The sequence below is a fragment of the Amaricoccus sp. W119 genome (assembly GCF_047275745.1).
Classification (GTDB): Bacteria; Pseudomonadota; Alphaproteobacteria; order Rhodobacterales; family Rhodobacteraceae; genus Amaricoccus.
On the sequence record NZ_JBKQWU010000013.1, the window covers coordinates 62,982 to 82,143 of the forward strand.

Annotated in this window: 17 protein-coding genes; 13 read left to right on the forward strand and 4 right to left on the reverse strand. The window is 68.1% G+C overall.

Annotation, left to right across the window (positions count from 1 at the left end):
• The first annotated feature begins 4 nt into the window (after positions 1-4).
• From gltB to ACLJK8_RS09750, 7 genes are all read left to right on the forward strand, one after another.
• A complete protein-coding gene (gene gltB / locus ACLJK8_RS09720; protein WP_413150012.1) occupies positions 5-4,531 on the forward strand; it encodes a glutamate synthase large subunit in 4,527 nt (1,508 codons plus the stop codon).
• Positions 4,532-4,690: 159 nt separating this feature from the next.
• Positions 4,691-5,353: a monofunctional biosynthetic peptidoglycan transglycosylase gene (gene mtgA, locus ACLJK8_RS09725; RefSeq protein WP_413150014.1), complete on the forward strand. Its 663-nt coding sequence runs from the start codon at positions 4,691-4,693 to the stop codon at positions 5,351-5,353.
• 138 nt (positions 5,354-5,491) lie between these two features.
• Positions 5,492-6,157 (forward strand): glutathione S-transferase family protein, encoded by a 666-nt coding sequence (locus ACLJK8_RS09730; RefSeq protein WP_413150015.1) that lies wholly within the window; start codon positions 5,492-5,494, stop codon positions 6,155-6,157.
• A gap of 10 nt (positions 6,158-6,167) precedes the next feature.
• Complete coding sequence (queG, locus tag ACLJK8_RS09735) at positions 6,168-7,271, forward strand: tRNA epoxyqueuosine(34) reductase QueG (RefSeq protein ID WP_413150017.1); 1,104 nt, start codon at positions 6,168-6,170, stop codon at positions 7,269-7,271.
• Positions 7,272-8,138: 867 nt separating this feature from the next.
• The gene (locus ACLJK8_RS09740; protein WP_413150018.1) at positions 8,139-8,990 is read left to right on the forward strand and encodes an SDR family oxidoreductase; all 852 of its coding nucleotides are present in this window, start codon (positions 8,139-8,141) and stop codon (positions 8,988-8,990) included.
• A gap of 163 nt (positions 8,991-9,153) precedes the next feature.
• Complete coding sequence (locus tag ACLJK8_RS09745) at positions 9,154-11,322, forward strand: YjbH domain-containing protein (protein WP_413150019.1); 2,169 nt, start codon at positions 9,154-9,156, stop codon at positions 11,320-11,322.
• Entirely contained in the window at positions 11,319-12,005 is a 687-nt protein-coding gene (locus ACLJK8_RS09750) for a YjbF family lipoprotein (RefSeq protein WP_413150020.1), read from the forward strand. Before ACLJK8_RS09745 ends, ACLJK8_RS09750 begins: the two co-directional genes overlap by 4 nt.
• 258 nt (positions 12,006-12,263) lie before the next feature.
• Here the strand turns inward: ACLJK8_RS09750 and ACLJK8_RS09755 are convergent, their stop codons facing one another.
• Positions 12,264-12,461: a hypothetical protein gene (locus ACLJK8_RS09755; RefSeq protein WP_413150021.1), complete on the reverse strand. Its 198-nt coding sequence runs from the start codon at positions 12,459-12,461 to the stop codon at positions 12,264-12,266.
• Between the two features lie 147 nt (positions 12,462-12,608).
• Complete coding sequence (locus ACLJK8_RS09760; protein ID WP_413150022.1) at positions 12,609-13,265, reverse strand: L,D-transpeptidase; 657 nt, start codon at positions 13,263-13,265, stop codon at positions 12,609-12,611.
• 206 nt (positions 13,266-13,471) lie between these two features.
• On the opposite strand from ACLJK8_RS09760, the gene ACLJK8_RS09765 reads away from it, so the two are divergent.
• Positions 13,472-13,957 carry a CAP domain-containing protein gene (locus ACLJK8_RS09765; protein ID WP_413150023.1) on the forward strand — a complete coding sequence of 162 codons (486 nt, stop codon included), beginning with the start codon at positions 13,472-13,474 and terminating at the stop codon, positions 13,955-13,957.
• 17 nt (positions 13,958-13,974) lie between these two features.
• On the opposite strand, the gene ACLJK8_RS09770 is transcribed toward ACLJK8_RS09765, so the two are convergent.
• Together ACLJK8_RS09770 and ACLJK8_RS09775 are read right to left on the reverse strand one after the other, a co-directional pair.
• Entirely contained in the window at positions 13,975-14,982 is a 1,008-nt protein-coding gene (locus ACLJK8_RS09770) for an asparaginase (protein ID WP_413150024.1), read from the reverse strand.
• Complete coding sequence (locus ACLJK8_RS09775) at positions 14,975-15,565, reverse strand: sigma-70 family RNA polymerase sigma factor (protein WP_413150025.1); 591 nt, start codon at positions 15,563-15,565, stop codon at positions 14,975-14,977. The genes ACLJK8_RS09770 and ACLJK8_RS09775 overlap by 8 nt, the downstream gene beginning before the upstream one ends.
• A 183-nt stretch (positions 15,566-15,748) precedes the next feature.
• Here ACLJK8_RS09775 and ACLJK8_RS09780 point away from each other — a divergent pair, with 183 nt between their 5' ends.
• From ACLJK8_RS09780 to ACLJK8_RS09800, 5 genes are all read left to right on the forward strand, one after another.
• Positions 15,749-16,324, forward strand: a complete 576-nt coding sequence (locus ACLJK8_RS09780; RefSeq protein WP_413150027.1) for an invasion associated locus B family protein — start codon at positions 15,749-15,751, stop codon at positions 16,322-16,324.
• Between the two features lie 102 nt (positions 16,325-16,426).
• Entirely contained in the window at positions 16,427-17,605 is a 1,179-nt protein-coding gene (gene rlmN / locus ACLJK8_RS09785; RefSeq protein WP_413150028.1) for a 23S rRNA (adenine(2503)-C(2))-methyltransferase RlmN, read from the forward strand.
• 13 nt (positions 17,606-17,618) lie between these two features.
• The gene (locus ACLJK8_RS09790; RefSeq protein ID WP_413150029.1) at positions 17,619-17,792 is read left to right on the forward strand and encodes a hypothetical protein; all 174 of its coding nucleotides are present in this window, start codon (positions 17,619-17,621) and stop codon (positions 17,790-17,792) included.
• The gene (locus ACLJK8_RS09795) at positions 17,789-18,382 is read left to right on the forward strand and encodes a LysE family translocator (RefSeq protein WP_413150030.1); all 594 of its coding nucleotides are present in this window, start codon (positions 17,789-17,791) and stop codon (positions 18,380-18,382) included. The genes ACLJK8_RS09790 and ACLJK8_RS09795 overlap by 4 nt, the downstream gene beginning before the upstream one ends.
• A gap of 111 nt (positions 18,383-18,493) precedes the next feature.
• Positions 18,494-19,069 carry a L,D-transpeptidase family protein gene (locus ACLJK8_RS09800; protein WP_413150031.1) on the forward strand — a complete coding sequence of 192 codons (576 nt, stop codon included), beginning with the start codon at positions 18,494-18,496 and terminating at the stop codon, positions 19,067-19,069.
• The last annotated feature ends 93 nt before the right edge of the window (positions 19,070-19,162 follow it).

Consider the following 19,162-nt stretch of genomic DNA (forward strand, 5'->3'; position numbering starts at 1 on the left):
CGCGATGACCGTTTACGATGACGCCTGGGTCGCACGGATGGAGGCGGAATACGCCCGTCTGGAAGCGGAAGGCCTTTACCACCCCGAGCAGGAGCATGCCTCCTGTGGCGTCGGTCTCGTCGTCGCGATCGACGGCAAGCCGCGCCGGCAGGTGGTCGACAGCGCGCTCAAGGCGCTCTCGTCGATCTGGCACCGGGGCGCGGTCGATGCCGATGGCAAGACCGGCGACGGCGCCGGCATCCATGTGCAGATCCCGACCGGCTTCTTCGAGGATCAGGTGCGCCGCACCGGCCACACGCCGCGGGGCGAGAAGCTCGCCGTCGGCCAGATCTTCCTGCCGCGCAGCGATTTCGGCGCGCAGGAGACCTGCCGGACCATCGTCGAGACCGAAGTGCTCCGCATGGGCCACTACATCTACGGCTGGCGCCATGTGCCGCTCGACATCTCCTGTCTCGGGCTGAAGGCCAATGCGACCCGGCCCGAGATCGAGCAGATCCTGATCTCGAACGCCAAGGGCGTGGACGAGGAAACCTTCGAGCGCGAGCTCTACGTGATCCGCCGGAGGATCGAGAAGGCCGCAGCCGGAATCCGCGACTTCTACGTGTGCTCGCTCTCCTGCCGCTCGGTGATCTACAAGGGCATGATGCTTGCCGAGCATGTCTCGGTCTTCTACCCGGACCTGAAGGACCCGGCCTTCGAGAGCGCCTTCGCGATCTATCACCAGCGCTATTCCACCAACACCTTCCCGCGCTGGTGGCTGGCGCAGCCGTTCCGAATGCTCGCGCATAACGGCGAGATCAATACGCTGAAGGGCAATCTCGGCTGGCTCAAGAGCCACGAGATCCGGATGTCGTCGGATTACTTCGGCGACCAGGCGGAGGACATCAAGCCGATCGTGCTCGCCGGTTCCTCCGACTCGGCGGCGCTCGACAACGTGTTCGAGGTCTTCGTCCGCGCCGGCCGCACCGCGCCGATGGCGAAGACGATGCTGGTGCCCGAGGCCTGGTCCAAGCTCGCGACCAAGATGCCGCAGGCCTGGCTCGACATGTATTCCTATTCCAACGCGGTGATGGAACCCTGGGACGGCCCGGCGGCACTTGCCATGACCGATGGCCGCTGGGTCTGCGGCGGGCTCGACCGCAACGGCCTCAGGCCGATGCGCTATGTCGTGACCGGCGACGGGCTCGTGATCGCGGGATCGGAGGCGGGCATGGTCCCGACCGACGAGATGACCGTGCGGGAGAAGGGCGCGCTCGGCCCCGGCCAGATGCTCGCGGTCGACATGGCCGAGGCGAAGCTCTACCACGACGCGGAGATCAAGGACCTGCTGGCGGCGAGCCAGCCGTTCGGCGACTGGGTCGGCTCGATCACCGATCTCGAGCAGCTGACCACCGAGGTCGAGGAAAAGCCGATGTTCGACGGCGCCGAATTGCGCCGGCGCCAGATCGCGGCGGGATTCTCGGTCGAGGAACTGGAGGTCGTCGTCCATGCGATGGCCGAGGACGGCAAGGAAGCCATCGGCTCAATGGGCGACGACACGCCGCCCGCGGTGCTGTCGGGCAAGTACCGGCCGCTCAGCCACTATTTCCGCCAGAACTTCAGCCAGGTGACGAACCCGCCGATCGACAGCCTGCGCGAACACCGCGTGATGAGCCTGAAGACGCGGTTCGGCAACCTCAAGAACGTTCTCGACCAGAACAACGGCCAGACCGAGATCCTGCAGCTCGAAAGCCCATTCGTCTCCAACGCCGCCTTCGATGCGATGGCGAGGCATTTCGGCGAGGCGGCGACCACGATCGACTGCACCTTCCCGGTCGGCGGCGATCAGACCGAGCTGCAGACCGGCCTCGCGCGGATTCGCTCCGAAGCCGAGGAAGCCGTGCGCGCCGGTGCGAACCACGTCATCCTGACCGACGAGCATCAGTCGGCGGATCGCGTCGGCATGCCGATGATCCTCGCGACGAGCGCGGTGCATTCCTGGCTCACCCGCAAGGGGCTCCGCACCTTCACCTCGCTCAACGTCCGCTCGGCGGAATGCATCGACCCGCATTACTTCGCGGTGCTGATCGGCTCCGGCGCGACCACGGTGAACGCCTATCTCGCGCAGGATTCGATCGCCGACCGCATCGCCCGCGGCCTCATCCCGGGCAGCCTGACCGAGGCGACCCGGCGCTTCCGCGAGGCGGTGGACCAGGGCCTGCTGAAGATCATGTCCAAGATGGGCATCTCGGTGATTTCCTCCTACCGCGGCGGCCTCAACTTCGAGGCGGTCGGCCTCAGCCGTGCGATGGTGGCGGAGTATTTCCCCGGAATGCTCTCGCGGATCTCGGGCATCGGCGTCTCGGGCGTACAGAAGCAGGTCGAGGGCGTGCATGCGCGTGCCTGGCTGCGCGGCGACGCGGTTCTGCCGATCGGCGGGCTCTACAAGGCGCGCCGCTCGGGCGAGACCCACGCCTGGGAAGCGCAGGCGATGCATATCCTGCAGGCGGCCTGCGACAAGGGCTCCTATGATCTCTGGAAGCAGTACTCCAAGGCGATGCAGTCGCGCCCGCCGATCCAGCTGCGCGACCTGCTGGACTTCCAGCCGAAGACCCCCGCCGTGCCGCTGTCGCAGGTCGAGAGCATCACCGCGATCCGCAAGCGCTTCGTCACGCCGGGCATGTCGCTCGGGGCGCTGGGGCCGGAGGCGCACAAGACGCTGAACGTCGCGATGAACCGCATCGGCGCGAAATCCGACTCGGGCGAGGGCGGCGAGGACCCGGCGCATTACCTGCCCGAGCCGAACGGCGACAACCCCTCGGCGAAGATCAAGCAGGTGGCCTCGGGCCGGTTCGGCGTGACGGCGGATTACCTCAACCACTGCGAGGAACTGGAGATCAAGGTCGCCCAGGGTGCGAAGCCCGGCGAGGGCGGCCAGCTTCCCGGCATCAAGGTGACAGAGCTCATCGCCCGCCTGCGGCATTCGACGCAGGGCGTGACGCTGATCTCGCCGCCGCCGCACCACGACATCTACTCGATCGAGGACCTGGCACAGCTGATCTACGACCTGAAGCAGATCAACCCGCGCGCCAAGGTCTGCGTGAAGCTGGTCTCGCAGTCGGGCGTCGGCACGATCGCGGCCGGCGTCGCCAAGGCGAAGGCGGATGTGATCCTGATCTCTGGCCACAACGGTGGAACCGGCGCCTCGCCGATCACCTCGATCAAGTTCGCGGGCCTGCCCTGGGAAATGGGTCTCTCCGAGGCGCATCAGGTGCTGACGATCAACAACCTCCGCGACCGGGTGACGCTCCGCACCGATGGCGGGCTCCGGACGGGCCGCGACATCGTGATCGCCGCGATGCTCGGCGCGCAGGAGTTCGGCATCGGCACCGCCGCGCTGATCGCGATGGGCTGCATCATGGTGCGCCAGTGCCAGTCGAACACCTGCCCGGTCGGCGTCTGCACGCAGGACCCGAGCCTGAGGGAGAAGTTCACCGGCACCGCCGACAAGGTCGTCAACCTCATCAGCTTCTACGCGCAGGAAGTGCGCGAGGTGCTGGCGAGCGTCGGTGCGAAGTCGATCGACGAGGTCATCGGCCGGGCGGATCTCCTGACGCAGGTGAGCCGCGGGTCGGAGCATCTCGACGATCTCGACCTTAACCCGCTACTCATCAACGTCGATCAGGGCGAACGGCAGGTCTATGATCGGGCGCAGCCGCGGCAGCCGGTGCTCGATACGCTCGACGCGCAGATCGTCTCGGACGCCGAGCCGTTCTTCAAGGACGGCGAGAAGATGCAGCTCTCCTACGCGGTGCAGAACACGCTGCGCTCGATCGGCACGCGGGCCTCGAGCCATATCGTCCAGCGGTTCGGGATGAAGAACAATCTCCAGACCGATCATCTGACGATCAAGCTCGCAGGTTCCGCCGGTCAGTCGCTCGGCGCCTTCGCGGCGCCCGGGTTGAAGATCGAGGTCTCGGGCGAGGCGAACGACTACGTGGGCAAGGGTCTCTCGGGGGGCACCATCGTCGTGAAGCCGCCGCTTGGCTCGCCCCTGGTGCCGCATGACAATGCGATCATCGGCAATACCGTCCTCTACGGCGCGACGGCGGGCAAGCTCTTCGCCAACGGCCGGGCTGGCGAGCGGTTCTGCGTCCGCAACTCCGGCGCCGAGGTGGTGATCGAGGGCTGCGGTTCGAACGGCTGCGAGTACATGACGGGCGGCACAGCGGTGATCCTCGGCCGGTTCGGCGACAATTTCGGCGCCGGCATGACCGGGGGCATGGCCTTCCTCTGGGACCCGGAGGGCGAGATCGACATGCGCCTCAACCCGGAGAGCGTCATCTCGGTCGCGATCGAATCCGCGGAATGGGCGGCCGAGCTTCGCGGGTTGGTCGAGGAACATCTGGAGGAGACCGGCAGCCCCCGCGCCGCCGACATCCTGCGGCACTGGGAGGACAACCTGCCGAAGTTCCGGCAGATCGTCCCGAAGGAGATGCTGGCCCGGCTCAGATACCCGCTGAGCGACAAGCCGGCCGCCGCGACGGCCTGATCCCGGCGGGAACGCGAAGAAACGGCGGATCATCAACGCCCCGGCCAACCGAGCCGGGGCGTTGCCGTTTCCAGCTTCCGTCAGCCTCCAGCACTTGCGCGACCGCGATAATCCCGGCACGAACGGGGGCAGAATGAGAGGAACGGTCGGCCGGTGATCATGCGTTTCTGGAGACTGCTGCGCCGCCTCATCGCGACCGCGGTCGTTCTCGCGATCATTCTCGTCCTGCTGTTCCGCTTCGTGCCTCCCCCGACCAACTACTACATGCTCTCCGAGCGGCTGCGCCTCGGGGAGATCGAGCGGGACTGGGTGCCGATCGGCGAGATGGCGGAATGGCTGCCGCTCGCCGCCGCCGCCGCCGAGGATGCGAATTTCTGCGCGCATTCCGGTTTCGACATCGAGGGCATCCGCGGCGCGCTCGCGGATGAGGACCGGCTGAGGGGCGCCAGCACGATCAGCCAGCAGGTGGCGAAGAACGTCTTCCTCTGGCCGGCGCGCAGCTGGCTCCGCAAGGGGCTCGAGGTCGGATTCGCCGTGCTGATCGAGCTCACCTGGTCCAAGCGGCGCATCATGGAGGTCTATCTCAACGTGGCCGAATTCGGTGAGGGTATCTTCGGGGTCGAGGCGGCGTCGCGGCGCTACTTCGACACGAGCGCCTCCGGGATGACGCCCCGGGCCTCGGCGCGGCTCATGGCGGTGCTGCCGGACCCGAAGAACCGCTCGCCCGTCAGTGGCACGCGCTACATCCAGTCGCGCGGCCGGGCGATCGAGCAGGGTGCGGGCACGCTCCGCGAGGACGGCCGCGCGGCGTGCTTCCTCTGACCCGCCTCCGACCCTAGGAGCGAGCGGCGGCGCGGGCGAGCTTTCGCCGACCGGGTCCGGGGCCACGCCGGGCGCGGTGGTTGATGCCGGGGGAATTCGCGGCGATAAGGAGGAATCGAGCAAGGAAAGGCAGCGAAAATGCGCCGTCTCTATCACATGCCCCTGTCGCCCTTCTGCCGCAAGATCCGACTCGTCCTCGCCGAAAAGAAGATCGAGGTCGAACTGGTCGAGGAAAAGCCCTGGGAACGCCGCATGGACTACTTGCGGATGAACCCCTCGGGCAAGGTTCCACTGCTCAAGCTCGATGATCTCGTGCTCGCGGAGTCGAATGCGATCTTCGAATATATCGAGGAAACCCACCCCGATCCGCCGCTCCTGCCGCGCAAACCCGCCGCCCGGGCCGAGGCGCGGCGGCTCGCGGCTTGGTTCGACGACAAGTTCCACCATGAAGTGACGGCGAACCTGCTCTATGAGCGGGTGAACAAGAAGCTCTCCAAGACCGGCTATCCCGAGAGCGACAAGATCAAGGCCGGACTCCGGAACATCAAGTACCACCTCGACTACATGGAGTGGCTGTTCGAGGCGCGAAGCTGGCTTGCCGGGGATCAGATGACGATCGCCGACTTCGCCGCCGCGGCGCAATTGTCCTCGCTCGACTATGTGTCGGATGTCGACTGGACCCGCGGCCAGGGCGTGCGGGACTGGTACGCCAAGATCAAGTCGCGCCCGGCCTTCCGCTCGATCCTCGCCGATCTTGTGCCGGGCTTCACGCCGCCGCAACATTACGCCGATCTGGATTTCTGAGGGAGAGGTCATGGCGGACGCGGGGCGGGACGGGCTCGCCGCGCGGATCGAGGCGCGGGCGCTGGCGGAAGGCTTCTCCGCCTGCGGCTTCTGCGCGCCCGATGCGATCCCGCGCGCGAAGGAGCGGCTCGCGGGTTTCGTCGCGGCGGGGCACCACGGCACGATGGCCTGGATGGCCGAGCGCATGGGCTGGCGCGGCGATCCTTCGGCGCTCTGGCCGGAGGCGCGCACCGTCATCATGCTGGCCGAGGTCTACACACCGGAGGAAGACCCGCTGGCGCTGCTCTCCCGGCCCGACCGCGCCAATGTCAGCGTCTATGCGCGGGGGCGAGACTATCACGACACGGTCAAGAAGCGGCTGAAACGGCTCGGCCGCTGGCTGGTCGCGGAGACCGGGGCCGGGATCAAGGTCTTCGTCGATACGGCGCCGGTGATGGAGAAGCCGCTGGCGGAGGCCGCCGGGCTCGGCTGGCAGGGCAAGCACACCAATCTGGTGAGCCGCGGCCTCGGCAACTGGTTCTTCCTCGGCGCGATCTTCACGACGCTCGACCTGCCGCGGTCCGCGGCGGAAAGCGATCACTGCGGCTCCTGCCGCGCCTGCCTCGACATCTGCCCGACCGGCGCCTTTCCGGCGCCCTACCGGCTCGATGCCCGCAAGTGCATTTCCTATCTCACCATCGAGCACGCCGGGCCCATCGATCCGGACCTGCGGGTGAAGCTCGGCAACCGGATCTACGGCTGCGACGACTGCCTCGCCGTCTGTCCGTGGAACAAGTTCGCGGGCGTCGCGCGGGAGACCGCCTATCACGCGCGCGAGACGCTTCGCTCACCCGCGCTCCGGGACCTCGCGGCGCTGGACGACACGGGCTTCCGGGCGCTCTTCTCCGGCTCGCCGATCAAGCGGATCGGCCGGAACCGGTTCCTGCGCAACGTGGCTTATGCGATCGGCAATTCCGGTGACGCGGCGCTCATCCCCGCGGTGGAACCTCTGACCTCGGACGCGGACCCGGTTGTAGCCGAGGCCGCGGAATGGGCTCTGGCGCGGCTTCGGTCAGCCGTTGCAGGTTCCGCCGCGCCGCCCCCGCGAGATCGCTCCTCGGATGCTGCTCGATGAGCCGCATCCAGGATCGCGCGGCCTCCGCCGTATCTCCTTCGATGGCGAGCGCCGCCGCCTGCTCGAACAGGGCTTCCGGCAGGTCCGGCGCGAGCGCCAGCGCCCGCCGCGCCTCGGTCAGCGCTCCCCCGGTATCGCCGAGGTGGCGGAGCGTCGCCGCGCGGAGCGCACGGGCGGTGGCGTCATCGGGCGCATGTTCGAGGGCCTTGTCGAGCGAACTCCGGGCCGCCGCCCAGTCTTCGAGCCCGGCCTCGGCGCGCGCGAGGCTGATCCAGCGCCCGGAGGTCGGGTCGGTCAGGCGGTTCGCCGCGAGCAGCGCCTCCCGCGCCAGATCGGGCCGGTCGAGGCCGAGCCAGAGCCGCGCCGCGTCCTCGTAGGTCGTGGCACGCAGGCCCATGTCCATCGCCCGGTTCGGATTCTGCGCGAGCGCGGTCAGGATTCGCGCCGCGGATGCGTCGGCGCCCATGGCGTCGAGCGCCGCCGCCTCGCAGAACCGCGCCTCGACGCCACCGCCGAGCCGGTACCAGAGCGCCGCCTTCTCCCGTGCCGTCGAAGCGTCGCGATTGATCTCGGTCTGGCATTGCTCGGCGGAACCGATTCCGGCATCGCTCGGGCGCGCCGAGACATCGAGCCGCGGGCCGCCGGCGGTCAGGCCGTTCGCGCTGTGGCCGTCGAGGAACGGGCCGCTCACGCGCGGACCATCATCCTGCGGTCCATCGACCCGCGGGCTGTCGGAGTCGGCCGCGGGCATGATGTCGTCCGCCCAGGCTCCACCCGCGGCGAGAAGCAGGACGAGGATGAGGAAATGCCTTCGCATGGTCGCCACATTCCCATAGTGGTCTGACAGGAGCTGAAAGGGAGGGGCCCATGTCTGGCGGACCGGTGCTGCTGTCGCTGGGTTATGGCTACTCGGCGGCGGCCTTCGCGGCAACCCTTCCCGGGGACTGGCGGCGGATTGGCACCACTCGGTCGCAGGCGAAGGCCGCCGTGATGGCGGCCGAGGGCGTCGAACCCGTCGATCCGGGCGACGAGACGGCGCTCACCCGCGCGATCGCGGCGGCGGATCACGTCCTGATCTCGGTTCCACCGGGACCGGAGGGCGATCCGATGCTCGCGCGCTACCGCGCCGCGCTGATCGCGGCGCGGCCGCGCTGGGTCGGATATCTCTCGACGACCGGGGTTTATGGCGACAGGGGGGGCGGCTGGGTCGACGAGGCGAGCGAGCTTCGCCCGGTGAACGAGCGGAGCGCGCGCCGGGCGCGGGCCGAAGCCGACTGGCTCGCGACCGGACTGCCGGTGGAGATCTTCCGGCTGGCCGGGATCTACGGGCCGGGGCGGAGCGTCTTCGACCGGCTCCGCGAGGGGCGCGCGCAGCGGATCGCGAAGCCGGGGCAGGTCTTCAGCCGGGTCCACGCGGAGGACATCGCCGGCGCGCTTCGGGCCGCCGTCGCGAAACCGGCGCCGGGGCGCGTGCTGAACCTCGCCGACGACGAGCCTGCCCCGCCGGGGGAGGTGATCGTCTACGCCGCCGCTCTGCTCGGGGTCGATCCGCCACCGGAGATCTCCTTCGACGAGGCCGATCTCGGGCCGATGGCGCGCAGCTTCTACAACGAGTCGAAGCGGGTCTCGAACCGGCGGATGCGCGAGGAACTCGGCTACGCGCCGCTCTATCCGGACTATCGCTCCGGCCTCCGCGCGGTGTTGGCCGCGGGCGGATGAGCTTCGCGCGCCGCTCGCGAGGTGTGAGGGATCGGCGCAACACCATCGCCGGTTTCGTGGCGACCACGGCCGATCAAGGGTGGCGCTCAGGGTCCGAATCCGACAATGTCGCTCGAAAATCTGGCACCGGCCCGGAGAAAACCGGGCCATTGAGGTAGGTGGAATGTCGGACTGGCGACCGCGCGCGGGAATGGCCACGGCTGCTCTGGCTTCGGTTTCGGCCCTGGCCCTCGGCTTCATGGCAACGGCCGAGGAAGCACCTCGCCCGAGGCCGAGCGTCAACCTCTACGGCAATCCCGGCCTGATCGACATGCCCTCGGCCGAGATGATGCCCGATGGCCAGATGACGCTCTCCTGGAGCCGGTTCGACGGCATGAGCCGCCGGCAGTTCAATTTCCAGGTCCTGCCGTGGCTGACCGGCTCGCTGCGCTATTCGACCATCGAGAACTGGGGACGTCCGGACATCCCGGATTATGACCTCTGGGACCGGAGCTTCGACTTCCGTCTGCGGCTGCTCGAGGACAAGGGACCCTGGCAGCCCAGCCTCTCGCTCGGCTTCCGCGACTTCCTCGGCACGGGCGTCTATTCGGGCGAATACCTCGTCGCCTCGAAGCGGATCGTGCCCGATGTGACCGTGACCGCGGGCGTCGGCTGGGGGCGTTTCGCCGGGGTGAACGGGTTCAAGAACCCGTTCTGCTCGTTCTCGGACGGGATGTGCGAGCGCGACGAGGATTACGGCGAGGGCGGCAAGCCCGCCTTCGGCCGCTTCTTCCGCGGAGAGGACGCGGCCTTCTTCGGTGGCGTCGAATGGCGCACGCCCTATGACGGGCTGACCCTGAAGGCGGAATATTCCTCCGACGCCTACGAGCGCGAGCAGGAAGGCCCGACCTCGCATTTCGAGCGGAAGAATCCGTTCAACTTCGGCGCCGAATACCGGTTCACCGAGGGGATCACGGTCGGCGGCTACTACATGTACGGCGACAAGCTCGGCTTCAACATCGCGCTGAGCGGCAATCCGAACAAGCCGCTGACGCCGCAGGATCTGGGCGTCGGCCCGATCCCGACCACCGCCCGGCCCGAGGGCGCGCCGATGGGCGAGGGCTGGCAGAACGATCCGGCGAAGCGGGCGCAGCTTTCGACCGCGCTCGCCGAGGCGATGGACACGGAGGGCATCCGGCTCGAACGCATCACCTTCCGCGGGTCCGAAGTCGATGTGCTGATCCAGAACCGCCGCTACAATCAGGAGCCGCGCGCGATCGGCCGCGCCACCCGGGTGCTGCAGGTCGGCATGCCGGCGAATGTGCGGGTCTTCAACATCACTTCGGTCGCCGAGGGGATCGAGACGACCACGACGACGATCAACCGCGCCGAATACGAACGCCAGATCGCGGGCTGGGACGCCGGGCAGCGCAGCTGGGACACGGTCGGACTCGCGGGCGCCTGGAGCGATCCGGCGAGCTATCCCGTCTGGACGCGGCCGGATCTCTACCCGTCCTTCGACTGGACCGTGCTGCCGCAGCCCTATCTCGTGCTGCTCACGCCGGGCGAGCCGATCCGGATCGGCCTCAACCTCGACGCCAATGTGACGCTGCGCGTGTCGCAGGGCCTGTCCTTCAATCTCGGCGTCAGCCAGCCGCTCTTCGGCACCTATGACGATCCGGGCGATTCCGACAGCACGCTGCCGCATGTCCGCTCCAACACGTCGCGCTACTATTCCGGCAAGAACCTCCGGATGACCAACCTCACCAGCGATTATGTCTTCAAGCTGAACGAGAATACCTATGGCCAGGTCTCGGCCGGTTATCTCGAACGGCAGTTCGCGGGCCTCTATTCCGAGGTGCTGTGGAAGCCGGTGGGCCAGAACTGGGGCCTCGGCGCCGAACTCGCCTATGTGAAGCAGCGCGAGTGGGATGCGCCCTTGGGGCTGACCGACTACGACGTGGTGACCGGTTTCGGCTCCGTCTACTGGGAGACCGGCTGGTACGGGATGGAAGTCGAGCTCGATGCGGGCCGGTATCTCGCCGGCGACTGGGGCAGCACGCTGACCGTGACGCGCGAATTCGCCAACGGCTGGGCCGTGGGCGCCTATGCGACGCTGACCGACGTGACCTCCGAGGACTACGGCGAGGGCAGTTTCGACAAGGGCGTGATGATCACCATCCCGTTCCGCTGGACCGTCCCGTTCGAGACCGACGCGCGGAACTCGATCCAGCTCACCTCGATCTCGCGCGATGGCGGCGCACAGCTCGATGTGGCCAACGATCTCTGGGGTACGGTCAAGGAATTCGATCGCCGGCACATGCAACAGAACTGGGGCTCGTTCTGGCAATGAGGCTGACAGTTCTCGCCACGCTGCTGCTCACCGCGCTCGCCGGCTGCACCGACGAAGGGCTGAACCCGATCGTCTCGCGGGCGATCGACGAGGTGAACCCATTCGACGGCACGGCGGCCCCGGCGCCGGGGCAACCCGTCACCCGCGAACAGATCAACCGCGCCGATGTCGCAACGATCCGCGCGCGCCTCGTCGCGGACAAGTCGCCGACCTATCTCGTCGCGGCGGCGAACAATCGCGGCTACATCACCTATGCCTCGGGGCTGCGGCAGCTCGTCATCATGCGCAACTCGCAGGTCACCGGGACGCGCGGGCTGGGCTATGACCTCCTCTCGGCGAAATCGACCACGCCCGATCCGCTGGCGACGCCGATGCCGATCTCGCAATGGCCCGCCCTGGTGCAGCGCAGCTACGAATTCCCCGCCAGCGCGCCCCGCGGCCGGATCGAGACCTTCGACTGCCGGTTCGAGCGCGGCGCGGTCAAGGACATGGAGATCCTCGGCGAGGCGCATCGCGGCGTGGAGATCAGCGAGTATTGCGACGGCCCTTCGGGCTCGTTCGAGCAGCTGCATTTCGCGGATGCGTCCAGCGGTTTCGTCTGGCGCACACTGAGCTGGCTCGGGCCGCAGCAGGGGTTGATCGACATCGAGGTCGTGCTTCCCTACACCGGCTCTCCCCGCTAGGCGCGGGTACGCGGCTCGGACGGTCCTGGAGTTCCCGCGGCAGTCACGAGCCCTTTCCCGGTGCGCGCGGTCGAGTGTCCGCTCCCAATCGCATTACGAGCATTTTACCGACGCGGACCGGAACACGATCCCGACGACGAGAGGCGTCGCCCGACAACGAAAAGGGCAGCGCCAGTAGGCGCCGCCCTGGTTCGCTAGGTCTGGATCGGTGCCGGCGTCGGGAGGCCGACGGCTCGGCACCGTATAATCGTGACCCGATCAGGAGTCGTCGTTGGAGATCGCGTAAGCGATCGCGGCGAGGCCGATCACCGGGATCAGCCAGGCAGCGTTCGAACCGCCCATCGGGGCCGGCTCGGCAACCACGACCGGCTCGGCCGGCGCTTCGTAAACGAGGTTGCCGGCGAACGCCTGGCCGGCCAGCAGGAGAGCCGCCGCCGTGGTAACGATAAACTTCATTGTTGTCCTCCTCAGAGAGTGCGGGTCTGCGAAACCGATAGCTCGCCCGGACCTGCGAGCGGACAAGCTAATGCTTGAACACTAACCAGTTTTCCCCCGCGTTTTCAATCGCCGAAACCCTCGCCCCTCACGAAACGGGCGGTGTTGTCAAATGAGCAACACTGGCGTTCCGACCGCCGCCCGGCCGTAAACCTCGAGGATGTGTTCGTTGAAAAGCCCGATGCATCCGCTGGAGGATTGGCGGCCGATCTTGCGGATGTCGTTGGTGCCGTGGATGCGGTAGGCGGGCCAGCTGAGGTTGAGCGCGCGGATTCCGAGTGGATTGTCCGGGCCGGGCTCAACATAGGGAGGGAGCGCGGGATTGCGCTTGAGCATGGAGGCAGTGGGTCGCCAATCCGGATCGGGCCGCTTGAGCGTCACCGAGGTACGCCCCCGGCGGGTCATTTCCTCGCTCAGCGGCACCGAGGTCGGATACACGCGATAGAAGCCGTCGGCGCCCCAGTAGTGCAGTACGCGGTCGTTCGTGTCGCAGAGAATCGCATCGTTGTTAAGACTGTCGAAATAGTCTTCCCACTTGCGCATCTTCAGGCTCGAGATGCGCCGAAGCAGCATGGGCGTGTCCTGCGAGTCGGGCACGAAGTCGTTCGCGAGCGCTTCCTCCTCGGTCGAGGCGAATCCGCGCCCGCCGATCACGGTCGTGGCGCTCGCCACCGCGACGGTGAAGGCGACGCGGGTGAACGCCCGCCGGCTGATGTCCGGGCCAGAGCCCCGATTGGTGTCCCGCGTGATGTCCTTGTCACTCATGTCAGCTCGTCTCCTGGCACCCCTCGCCGTCCGCCGGACGTAGGCCGGCGATGCTATGCGCCTGATCGTGATCCGGCAACTCACAGTTCCGGAAGCGACTTCGGCGCAACACCCGCGGCCGTCTTGGCCATGCTGGCGGGAATTCGATTTGAACGGTCGGGGGAAAGCCGATAGCACGAATCGAGTTCACAACGACCGACGGCCGCATGATGATCCGCCACTGTTTCGCCGCCCTCGCGATCCTGCTCGCCGTCGCGAGCTGCTCTTCGACGGAAGGCGGCGGGACGCCGCGGATTTCCGACGCCGACGCCGACGAGATCCTGACGCGGCAGCTCGACGCGGTGAATGCCGTGCGTGAGGGCGAGGGGCTTACGCCTTTGCGCTATTCCGCCGAGTTGAACGCCGCCGCCGAGACCCACGCCCGCGACATGGCGGTTCAGGGCCGTGCCTGGCATTTCGGCTCCGACCTCACCTCACCTCGGGAACGCGCGTTCCGCGCCGGCTATCAGGCGGAGCTCGGCGGCGAGAACATCGCCGAGGGCACCGATTCCGATCTCGCGGTGCTCAGAAGCTGGCTCGATTTCGCCGATACGCGCGAAGTCATCATGGACCCCGAAGGCCGCGGCTTCGGATTTGCCTGGTATCAGGAAGAGTCGGGCAAGATCTGGTGGGTTCAGCTGATCGGCAAGTAAGCGCCGGCGGCCCGCCGTCAGAGCGGCGCGCCATTCTCCCAGAGCGCCGGGGCCGGACCGATCTCTCCCACCGCCACTCCCCGGCGGTTCGTGATCACCGGCGCGGTTCTCCGCGACACCCGCGGGTCCGCCGCCTTCACCGCGCCGAGCCGGGTCAGCAGCGCGGCGACGGCGCATTCGCTGGCCCGCGTCGTCCCGTCCTCGATCTTGATCGCGAGGCCAAGCCCCTTCTCGGGCCAGATCGCGGCGAAGACGCCCTCGGCGCCGGTCTTCACCGCCACCGATCCTCCGGCCGCGGCCATCAGTTCCGAACAGGCCCGGCCCTCGCCCGCGACCAGCAACGGGTGGGAGACCATCGCCGCCACCAGCCGCTCGGCCGCCGCCTGACGCGTGGCGCCGAGCCCGGCCGGATTCGCCATCCGCGCCATGGCCGAGGCGAGGCCGCGCATCGTCGTCGCGAAATTCGGCGCCGCGCAGCCGTCGATCCCGTAGCCCGGGCTCTCGGCGCCGGTCATCTCCTCGAAGGCCGCGCGGGCTGCCTTCTGAACCGGGTGGTCCGGAGCGACATATTCGCTGTCGCCGCGGAGGTGGCGGTTCAGCATCAGGAAACCGGCGTGCTTGCCGGAGCAGTTGTTGTGCAGTTGGCAGGGCGCCTCCAGCCCCTCGCGCAGACGGCCCCGCTCCGCCCGGTCGTCGGGAACCTGGGCGCCGCAGCGCAGGTCACGCTCGCCGAGCCCGAGGTCGGAGAGCCAGCGCGCGACCCGCGAGACATGCATCTCCGCTCCCTGATGCGAGGCGCAGGCAAGCGCCAGCTCCTCGGAGCCGAGTTCCGCCGCCGCCCCGCTCTCGACGAGCGGCAGGGCCTGGAGCATCTTGCAGGAGGATCGCGGCAGGATCACCGCGTCCGGGTCACCCCAGGCGGCGCGAATCGCGCCCGAGGCATCGCAGATCACCGCGTGCCCGCGATGGACCGATTCCGCGAAAGGTCCGCGCCGCACCTCGACCATGGGTATCGCGTCAGCCATCACTCAACTCCTCCGCAAGCGTGTCGCCCAATGCCCCGCGCAGGTGCCGGAAGGCAAGCCTGATCCGCGATTTGACCGTGCCGAGCGGCAGGCCGAGCCGCGCGGCGATCTCGGCGTGGCTCAGGCCGTCGTAGAAGGCCGCGACCAGCACCGCGCGCTGATCCTCGGAAAGTTCCGCGAGGCCCGCGCGAATCCGCGCCTCCCGTTCGGTCGCATCCATCCGCGAGAAGCCGTCGGGCTCCGGCTCCGGCTGGAACAGCGGGTCGGCGGGGTCCGGCGCGGGGCGCAGCGTCCGGCGCAGCACGTCGATCCGGCGGTTCCGCGCGATGGTGAAGATCCAGGTCGAGGCCGCGGCCCGGGAGGGATCGAACGTCTCCGCCCGGCGCCAGACGAGGACCATGACATCCTGCGCGATCTCGTCCGCGTCCGCCTCGCTGGCGCCGCCGCGCATCATGAAGGCCTTGACCCGCGCCGCGAACCGGTCGAACAGCGCCACGAACGCGTCTCGGTCGCGCCGGGCGACCCGGACCAGAAGCTCAGCGTCGCTGGCTTCCGACAGGGGATCGGGCTCAGCGGCGGGCATTCTCTTCGGTCTCGTTCTCGAAAGCACTGGCCTTGGCGGGGCGGAACGCGCCCCCCGCGGGCCCGAAGACGCGCAAATGGGGTGGATCAGATCCCGCTTGTCGCGATAGAGTACGGCAAGGACGCAGACAATAACAAGCCGGGCCTTCATGGCGGGCCGACCCTCGCCGCGGAAAGGGTACCGGTGATCGAGCAGGAGACCTGGGACATGACGCTGAAGTATCGCTCCGCGATCGCTCTCTCTTTCGTGGTGCTCGGCCTGACCGGCGGCGCGGCCTTGCCGGCCGGCGCGCAGGCGGCGGCCACGCCGGTGGCGACCCACACCGACTGGAGTGTGTTCGTCGCGGGTGAACCGCGGGAATGCTACGTCGTCTCGCCGCCCAAGAGTTCGCGGGCGCTGCGCGACGGCCAGCCCGTCGAAGTCGAGCGGGGCGACATCCGCCTCTTCGTCACCTATCGCCCGGCCGAGAACGTAGCGGCCGAGGTGAGTTTCTCGGGCGGCTATCCCTTCCGGGACGGCACGCCGGTCAAGCTCGAGATCGGATCGCAGGATTTCACGCTGAACGCGGGCTCGGGTGATGCCAACAGCTGGGCCTGGCCGGCGTCGCCGGATATCGATCGGCAGATCGTCGCGGCCTTCCGCGCCGGGGCGACGGCGACGATCACCGGGGTCTCGTCCCGGGGCACGACGACGATCGACACGATCTCGCTCTCCGGCTTCACCGCGGCGGTTCAGGACGCCGCCGGACGCTGCGGCTGAGCCTCCCGCCGCCGCCTTTCGTGGCGGGGGTGGAAAAATCCGCGAATTCTGCTATCTCGCCGGCATTGGCGGGCTGATCCGCCCGTTGCCGAAAGCCCCGACATGTCCGCCGCCCCGCTCAAAGCCGTTCCGATCACGCCCGAGGTCGTCGCCTTGCCGCGCAAGCCGGCCGCGGGCGGCCTGCCCGATCTCGTCGGGCTCGACCGCGAGACGCTGCGCGCCGCGCTGATCGAGGCCGGCACGCCCGAGAAGATGGCGCGGATGCGGACCGGGCAGATCTGGCAGTGGATCTATCATCGCGGCGTGCGCGACTTCGAGGCGATGACCAACCTCGCGAAGGACTACCGCGGGCTGCTCGCGCGGAACTTCTCCATCTCCCGTCCAGAGATCGTCACCCGGCAGATTTCCGAGGACGGCACGCGCAAATACCTGCTCCGCGTGGCGGGCGGCTCGGAGATCGAGGCGGTCTACATCCCGGAGACCGACCGCGGCACGCTCTGCGTCTCGAGCCAGGTCGGCTGCACGCTGACCTGCTCTTTCTGCCATACCGGCACGCAGCGGCTGGTCCGCAACCTGACGGCGGCCGAGATCGTCGGCCAGATCCTCGTCGCGCGCGACGACCTCGGGGAATGGGGCAAGGGTCCGCTCGACAAGCGCTTCATCTCGAACATCGTGCTGATGGGCATGGGCGAGCCGCTCTACAATTTCGACCACGTGCGCGATGCGATGCGGATCGCGATGGACAACGAGGGCCTCTCGCTGTCGCGCCGGCGCATCACGCTCTCGACCTCGGGCGTGGTGCCGGAGATCGCGCGGGTCGGCGAGGAGATCAACTGCCTGCTCGCCATCTCCTTCCATGCCACCACCGACGAGATCCGCGACAAGCTGGTGCCGATCAACAGGAAGTGGAACATCGCCGAACTGCTCGACGCCTGCCGCGCCTATCCGCGGCTGTCGAACGCCGAGCGGATCACCTTCGAATATGTGATGCTGAAGGGGGTGAACGATTCGGACGCGGATGCGCGGCGGCTGGTGAAGCTGATCTCGGGCATCCCGGCGAAGATCAACCTCATTCCGTTCAATCCCTGGCCCGGCGCCCCCTACGAGCGGTCCGATCCCGACCGGATCGAGGCCTTCGCCCGGATCGTGAACCGCGCGGGCTATGCCTCGCCGGTCCGCACGCCCAGGGGCGAGGACATCATGGCGGCCTGCGGCCAGCTCAAGAGCGCGAGCGAGCGTGCCCGCCGCGCAAGGGGCGGCGAGGCTTCCGCTCCGGTCTGAGAGGCCGGTCGTGATGGCACCGCTTGATATGCGCCGCGTGATGATCGTGGCCGGGTCCGGCTCGGGCGGGACCGCGCGCGCCTGGGCGTTGGGCGGCCACCTCATCGACCAGATCCGCCGGATGCCGAAAGGCATCGAGCACCCGCGGCCGGGAGCGACGGCGGCGGCGGTGGCGCGCACGTCATGACGTTCGAGACCCTCCTCGCGCTCGCGGTCTTCGCCTTCGTCGGCTCGATCACGCCGGGGCCGAACAACGTCATGGTCATGGCGTCGGGTGCGAACTACGGCACGCGCCGGACGGTGCCGCACATGCTCGGCATCTCCATCGGCTTCGGCGTGATGGTTCTGCTGACCGGGCTCGGGCTTTCGGGGCTCTTCCACCTCTATCCGGTCACGCTCACGATCCTGCGCTGGGCCAGCATCCTCTATCTCGTCTATCTGGCCTGGCGGGTCGCAACCGCCTCGGCGCCGGAGGAGCGGCGCGCGACCGGCCGGCCGCTCGGATTTCTCGGCGCGGCGCTGTTCCAATGGGTCAATCCCAAGGCCTGGGCGCTCGCGCTCTCGACGATCGGGGCCTATCTGCCCGATCCGGCGCCCGGTCCGGCGCTGCTCGCCGGGGTCGTGTTCGCGATCGTTTCCCTGCCCTGTGTGCTGCTCTGGACCATGCTCGGCGAGGCGCTGCGCGATTTCCTCTCGGAGCCGCGCCGGCTCCGGGTCTTCAACATCCTGATGGCGGGTCTTCTGATCGCCTCGCTGTTGCCGTTTTTGCGCGGCTGATCACGGAGGGACTTCACGAATCCCTCGAATTAGGGTTCTATCAACGTTATCAAGCAGTAATTAAGTGATCCGTAAGGGTCCGACACAACGAAAAAAGAACGAGCAGGCAAAATGGACGACTGGACAGGAAGGGGACCGGCCTCGCCGGTCGAGGATGATGCATTGGCAGGCGCCACGGCCGACCGGTTGTGGACGCGGCGAAGCGCGCTCGCGCTGACGGCGGGGTTCCTCGGGCTCGGCCTCGCGGCGCCGGCCCATGCGCGGCGGGCCATGCCGCGGGCGACGCAGATCGTGGTCTCGAAGAAGAACCGGGTTCTGGCGCTGATGAACGGCGAGCAGACGCTCAAGAAGTACCGTATCCATCTCGGCTTCACGCCGCTTGGCCACAAGGAACGCTCCGGCGACGGGCGGACACCCGAGGGGGTCTATTACATCGACCGCCGCAATCCGCTGAGCAGTTATTACCTCAGCCTCGGCATCAGCTATCCGAATCCGAACGACGTGGCGCGCGGGCGCGCATTGGGCCTGGACCCGGGCGGCGACATCATGATCCACGGCGGGCCGACCCTCCGCGCCGACCGCTACAAGAAGGACTGGACCGCGGGCTGCATCGCGGTCAGCGATACCGAGATCGAGGAGATCTGGTCGATGGTGCCCACGGGCATTCCGATCGTGATCCTCGCCTGAGCTTCCGGGGCGGCGCCGCCTCCGTGCCTCCCCCGCAGGCGCGGCGGCGGATCGTCTTACCCCCGGTCCGCCGCCCGTGCTCCGGTCTTCATG